The 3616-nt window shown below is 64.9% G+C and carries 4 protein-coding genes and 1 pseudogene; 3 read left to right on the top strand and 2 right to left on the bottom strand.

Translation table 11 applies throughout. The features are described 5' to 3' along the window. On the bottom strand, nt 1-1219 hold a 1219-nt coding region (locus ACRDU5_RS10325; RefSeq protein ID WP_526614398.1), incomplete at its 3' end, for a cytochrome P450. A gap of 121 nt (nt 1220-1340) precedes the next feature. On the opposite strand from ACRDU5_RS10325, the gene ACRDU5_RS10320 reads away from it, so the two are divergent. Then, entirely contained in the window at nt 1341-1940 is a 600-nt protein-coding gene (locus tag ACRDU5_RS10320; RefSeq protein WP_526614397.1) for a TetR/AcrR family transcriptional regulator, read from the top strand. A 5-nt stretch (nt 1941-1945) separates the two neighbouring features. On the opposite strand, the gene ACRDU5_RS10315 is transcribed toward ACRDU5_RS10320, so the two are convergent. Beyond that, nucleotides 1946-2365, bottom strand: coding sequence for an Rv2576c family protein (locus ACRDU5_RS10315; RefSeq protein WP_526614395.1), 420 nt, complete (start codon nt 2363-2365; stop codon nt 1946-1948). Nucleotides 2366-2501: 136 nt separating this feature from the next. Here ACRDU5_RS10315 and ACRDU5_RS10310 point away from each other — a divergent pair, with 136 nt between their 5' ends. Both ACRDU5_RS10310 and ACRDU5_RS10305 read left to right on the top strand, forming a co-directional pair. Beyond that, complete coding sequence (locus ACRDU5_RS10310; RefSeq protein ID WP_526614394.1) at nt 2502-3242, top strand: hypothetical protein; 741 nt, start codon at nt 2502-2504, stop codon at nt 3240-3242. Continuing rightward, nucleotides 3239-3616 (top strand): annotated as a pseudogene (locus ACRDU5_RS10305) (hypothetical protein); the annotation flags it as partial. The gene ACRDU5_RS10310 and the pseudogene ACRDU5_RS10305, both read left to right, overlap by 4 nt.

Below are 3616 nucleotides of genomic sequence, written 5' to 3'. Positions count from 1 at the left end.
GCTCGTAGTTGTATCGGCGGTCGTCGGCCGGGCCGTGCTTGTCCTCGTCGACCGTGATGTCGGCCAGCCGGTCCAGGATCCGCTCCAGGCTGACCCTGCCCTCGACCCGCGCCAGCGGTGCACCCGGGCAGGAGTGGATCCCGCGGCTGAATGCGATGTGCTCGCGGACGTTCGTGCGGTCGAGCTGGAACTCGTGCGGGTTCTCGAACCGGTCGGGATCGCGGTTGGCGGCGCCCGGACTCACCATCACCGTGGTGCCTGCCGGGACATCGGTGTCGCCCAACGTGGTGGACTTCCGCGCCATCCGGAACACGCTCTTCACCGGGCTGTCCATGCGCAGGCATTCTTCGATGAAAACCGGAATGAGGCTGCGGTCCTCGCGCAGCTGATGCTGGATGTCGGGCCGGTCGCCGAGCACCCGCAGCGCCGCGCTGAGCAGCTTGGCGGTGGTTTCCTGTCCGGCGCCGAACAGGAAGGTGGCGGTGCGCACCACGTCGGTCACCTCGGGGGTCGACCCGTCCGGGTACTTGGCCGTGGCCAGCCCGGTCAGCACATCGTCGCGTGGTTCCCGACGCCGGTCCTCGATGTAGTGCACGAACTTCTCATCGGCCCACTCCAGCGGGTTGGCCGCGATCGGCTCGTGGTCGAGTCCGCCGATGGTCGACCCCGGCCGGCGGGCCCCGAACGCCTCGCGAAATTCCTCGTGATCTTCCTCGGGGACGCCCAGCAGGTCCGCGACGACCAGCAGCGAGAACGGCCGCGCGTAGGCCGAGAGGAACTCGCAATGCCCGTCTTCGATGAACTCGTCGATGTGGCGATCGGCCAGTCGCCACATGAAGTCCTCGTTCTCCTTCAGCCGCTTCGGGGTCAACAGCCGGCTCAGCAGCGACCGGGCATCCGTGTGGTGCGGCGGGTCCATCGTGACCATGTGCTCGTACATCGGGATCTCGGCGCGGTGCTCCTCGAGCTGCGCGCAGATGTCGTCACCCTCGGGCACGAAGGGGATCGGCGTGAACGGGCCCGCGACCGCCACACAGGACGAATAGCTCTCGCTGTCCTTGTACACCGTGTTGGCTGCTTCCCATCCGGTGACGGCCAGCACACCGTTGTTGATCGGGCAGCACGTCGGATTCTTCATCCGCAGGTGGTCGAAGTACGGATGCGGGTCCGGAACCAGCGACGGATCGGTGAAGTAGTCGACCGTCTCGAAGTCAGTCATGGATTACGTGCCTCCCGGGCCGCGGGGTGAAAAGTCGAAATGACCGTGAATGTGCTGAGCACCTGCTTAGCATGGCGGTAGAGTGATGGTCAAGGTCACATCGAGTCACCGGGGTGAACGCATGGCATCGGCGCGAAGAATCGGGGCGCCGGACGCGAAGAACAGGGGCGTGCTGCTGGACGCCGCCGAGCGGTTGATGCTCGACGAGGGCTACGCCGCTGTGACGTCGCGCCGTGTCGCGGAGAAGGCGGGGCTGAAGCCGCAGCTCGTGCACTACTACTTCCGCACGATGGACGACTTGTTTCTGGCGGTGTTTCGCCGGCGCGCCGAACAGGGGCTGATCGACCAGGCGCACGCACTGGATTCCCCGAAGCCGCTGTGGGCGCTGTGGAGATTCGGCACCGATCCGGCCGCGAGCCGGTTGACGATGGAGATCATGGGCTTGGCCAATCACCGCAAGGCGTTGCGGGCCGAGATCGCCTACTACGCCGAGCGTTTCCGCGCCGAGCAGACCAAAGCGATGACGACAGCCCTGCAGCGCTACGGTGTCGACGTGTCGGAGGTGCCGCCCGTCGTGTGGACCGTCTTCGCCACCAGCGTTTCTTCGGTGATCATGATGGAGCAGGCCCTCGGCATGTCCGCCGGTCACGCGGAAATGCTGGAGTTCTGCGAGGGGTGGCTGCGCCGGCTGGAGGGTGAGCCGCCGCCGGCAGATGCCTGAGTTCGTCACCAGTTGCGTATCGAGCAGAGCGTCCCCTTGGGGCCGCTGTGGGTCTTGACGACGACGCCGTCGACCGCAAGCACGCAATGGAAGTTCGGCGTCGCGGTCGACTCGCCGGCGATGCTGGCGGCGACCATGGCCCACGCTTCGGGGTTCGCCAGCCAGACGTCCATCATCCACATCTGGTCGGGACCGACATCGGCTTCCACATTCGGACTGAAGAAATAGGGGTTGTGGCTGTATTCGGCCCAGTTCGGTGGGTCGGTGTCGCGGTAGTAGATCTCCGCGTGGTAGGGCTGCTCGGTGAAGACCGTGTACTGGACGTGGCGCAGCGGCGGGTTTTCGGCGCCCGATGGGGCGGCCGTCGTTAAGCCTGCGGCCAGCACCGCGGCCGCGAGCAGGGCGAACCGACGCGGAAACATCATTTCCGGATTTTAGAACGTCCTTCCCGCGCCCGGACCCGGTACGGCGATTTCTGTACGGACCCGTTGACGCCCGACTAGCCGACTGGCTACCCTACCGGATAGCCGATCGGCTAGGTGGAGAGAGGTGTGGGAAACGATGGATCTCAGGTCGCAGCGGATAAGTCTGTGGATCACCCCGTTCTTCGGAGCCGTTCTGCTGCTCGCGTTCGTGGCGTTTCCGGGGTTCTTCCCGCCGATGTCACCGGAGATGACGGCCGATCAGGTCGCCGCGTTCTACCAACAGAACACCACGATGATCCGCTTTTCCATGATCACCTTCAATCTCTGCGCGATCATGCTGATTCCGTTCTTCATGGTGATCGTGGTGCAGATCAAGCGAATGGCAACCCCCAGCCACGTCCTCGCGTACAGCTACCTCGCTGCCGCCGCGACCGGCGCAACGCTGTTCGCCATCGCTGACATCTTCTGGTTGATAGCTGCGTTCCGGCCGGCCCGCGATCCACAGCTCATCCTGCTGCTCAACGACTTGGCCTGGCTCGTCTTCGTCGCGCCGGTCGGCATGATCGTCGTGATGAATCTCTGTCTTGCACTGGCGATTTACCTCGATGCACGTCCGCAACCGATCTTTCCGCGGTGGGTCGCCCCGTTCAACCTCGTGACGGCGGCGGCGATGACTCCGGCGGTTTGTGCGGTCGTCTTCAAGACCGGTCCGCTCGCCTGGAACGGCGTCATATCCTTCTGGCTGCGCCTCGGCGCCTTCGCCCTCTACATCGCGGTTATGTTCTTCGTGGTGCGAACGGCGATCTCCCGCCAGGCCGCGGAGGAAGCGGCGGAAACCGAAACGGCGGTAGCCACCGACGCGAAGGTGGCGCCGTGAGCGGCGCGGTGTCGGCACCGGCGGCGCCGACCGTCACCGGCAGCGCACGGCCTGCGTGGACGCGGATCCCCAAGATCGACCAGCGGATCTGTTGGTGGACCATCCCGATCTTCTACAACATCTTCGGGCTGATTTTCGTGGTGCTCGCCAGGGTGATGCCACCGCCCAGGCCAGACATCACCCAAGAGCAGATCGTCGCATTCTTTGAAACTCACTCGCTGACCATCCGCATCGGCTTCGCCCTGTTGATGTTCTTCATCGGATTCACCGGCGTTGCCAACGGATTGATAGCGCTGCAGATCAAGCGGATGTCGGTGAGCCCGGTGTTCGCGTACTCCTACATCGCAGCACTGGTCGTTGGCGCCCTGCCGGGC

This window comes from Mycobacterium sp., from assembly GCF_050701515.1.
In the GTDB taxonomy this organism is placed as follows: domain Bacteria; phylum Actinomycetota; class Actinomycetes; order Mycobacteriales; family Mycobacteriaceae; genus Mycobacterium.
The sequence above is the reverse complement of the archived record's forward strand: the minus strand, read 5'-3'. Positions and strand labels throughout refer to the sequence as shown.